This is a genomic window from Streptomyces atratus, from assembly GCF_014648655.1.
GTDB classification, from domain to species: Bacteria; Actinomycetota; Actinomycetes; order Streptomycetales; family Streptomycetaceae; genus Streptomyces; species Streptomyces atratus.
The window spans coordinates 1-1,658 of the sequence record NZ_BMRN01000167.1 but is presented as its reverse complement, the minus strand read 5'-3'; the positions used below and the strand labels follow the sequence as shown (position 1 = coordinate 1,658).

At 66.5% G+C, this 1,658-nt stretch carries 2 protein-coding genes; one reads left to right on the top strand and one right to left on the bottom strand.

Annotated elements, in window-relative coordinates; genetic code table 11:
- On the bottom strand, positions 1 to 581 hold a 581-nt coding region (locus tag IEZ15_RS43865; RefSeq protein WP_189282505.1), incomplete at its 3' end, for a hypothetical protein.
- A gap of 329 nt (positions 582 to 910) precedes the next feature.
- Here IEZ15_RS43865 and IEZ15_RS43860 point away from each other — a divergent pair.
- Positions 911 to 1,658, top strand: a 748-nt coding sequence (locus tag IEZ15_RS43860; RefSeq protein ID WP_189282504.1) for an IS5 family transposase, incomplete at its 3' end; no start/stop codon positions are given.

The following is a 1,658-nucleotide window of genomic DNA, read 5'->3' as shown; positions in this document are numbered from 1 at the left end:
CTGCCGGCCGGCCCACCACGGCCTGACCACAGGCCCGGACCGCGGGCCCCACCAGACCACGACGCACCGTCAGGCACCTGCAACCCAACAACGTGACAGCACCTCTCCAGCGCATAGGCATGGTGACGGACCTTCTCCACCTCGTTCTTGATCTCCGTCTCCCGGCCCACCGCCCGCGCCAGTTCCACCCCGCTCACCGGCCCCGACGCGGCCGCCACCGCGGCGAACACCTCCCGATACAGGCCACTGAGCACCTCCTCACCCATACCCGACCGCCACACCGGCGGCCGCTCGTCATACCCCGCCCCCGCACCAGAGCCGCTCGACCCCACAGCGGCAGCCACCTCACCACCAGACGGCACGGAAGCCGGCGTATTCACCGCGCTCTCCTCGGCCAGCACCGACACGAGCTCCTCCCGCCCCACCCGAGCCCGATCGACACGCTCCCGCGCGGCATTCACCTCCGCCTGAGCCTGCTCCAGGACCTCCGTCCAGGACTCCAGATCCTGCCACGCCCGCGCCTCACGCCGTTCCATCAACCCCAGCACCGACGGCATCGCATCCTCCTCGATCAACAACAAGCCGTCCGCTGCCTGCCCCTACCCCTCCACGGTCATGCTCCGAGCACGAAGAAGCCCCCGCTCATCGAACAGGGACTCCCTTTGCCACAACGCACTAAAGGCGACTTCGATTGACGGTCAGAGGAGGTCGTCGATCTCGACACTCGTCATCTCTGCACCGGGATGGACAGTCTTCGCCGTGTGCTCTACATCGAAACTTGCCCCACTCGACACCCGACGTGCCTTCAGTGGACGTTAAGTCCGATCTTCCTCGGTTCGTGATCGCTCGATCGTGTGACTGATTGCAGTACGGGGCTGGCGTTGGGCATGGACATGCTGGGATTCGGGGCATGGAAAGAGAGCCGTATCCGAGCGACTTATCGGACGAGCAGTGGGCCTTGCTGGAGCCAATGATCACGGGCTGGAAGCAGGACCGAGTGGCACGGTCGGCGACCGGTGACCGGGGATCCTGTGACCTGCGGGAGGTCGTGAACGCGATCTTCTACCAGAACCGGACAGGCTGTCAGTGGCGCTACCTTCCCCATGACCTGCCGTCCTGGTCGGCGGTGTTCTACTACTTCAGCCTGTGGCGCGAGGACGGCCTGGACCAGCGGATCCAGGAACTCCTGCGCTGCCAGGTGCGGGAGAAGGCCCGCCGATTACAGGACCCGTCCCTCGTGATCATCGACACCCAGTCCGTGCGTGCGGCTGCCGGTGTCCCGAAGACCACGACGGGACTGGACGTCAACAAGAAGGTGTCGGGCGTCAAGCGCGGGCTGGCCGTGGACGTCCTGGGACTGGTCATCGGCGTGGTCGTCCTGCCGGCCTCCGCCCACGACAACGCCGCAGGCATCGCCCTGCTCGACCAGGCAGCCGAGAAGTGCGGGAACCGGCTGGAGAAAGCCTTGGTGGACCAGGGCTTCAAGGACGAGGTCGTCATCCACGGCGTGCTGAACGACATCGACGTCGAGATCGTCCGCCGCAACCCCGCCGGCCAGGGCAAGGGCTTCGTCCCGCAGCCCAAGCGGTGGATCGTGGAACAGGTCAACGGAACCCTGTTGCTGCACCGGCGCCTGGCCCGCGAGTACGACCACCGGC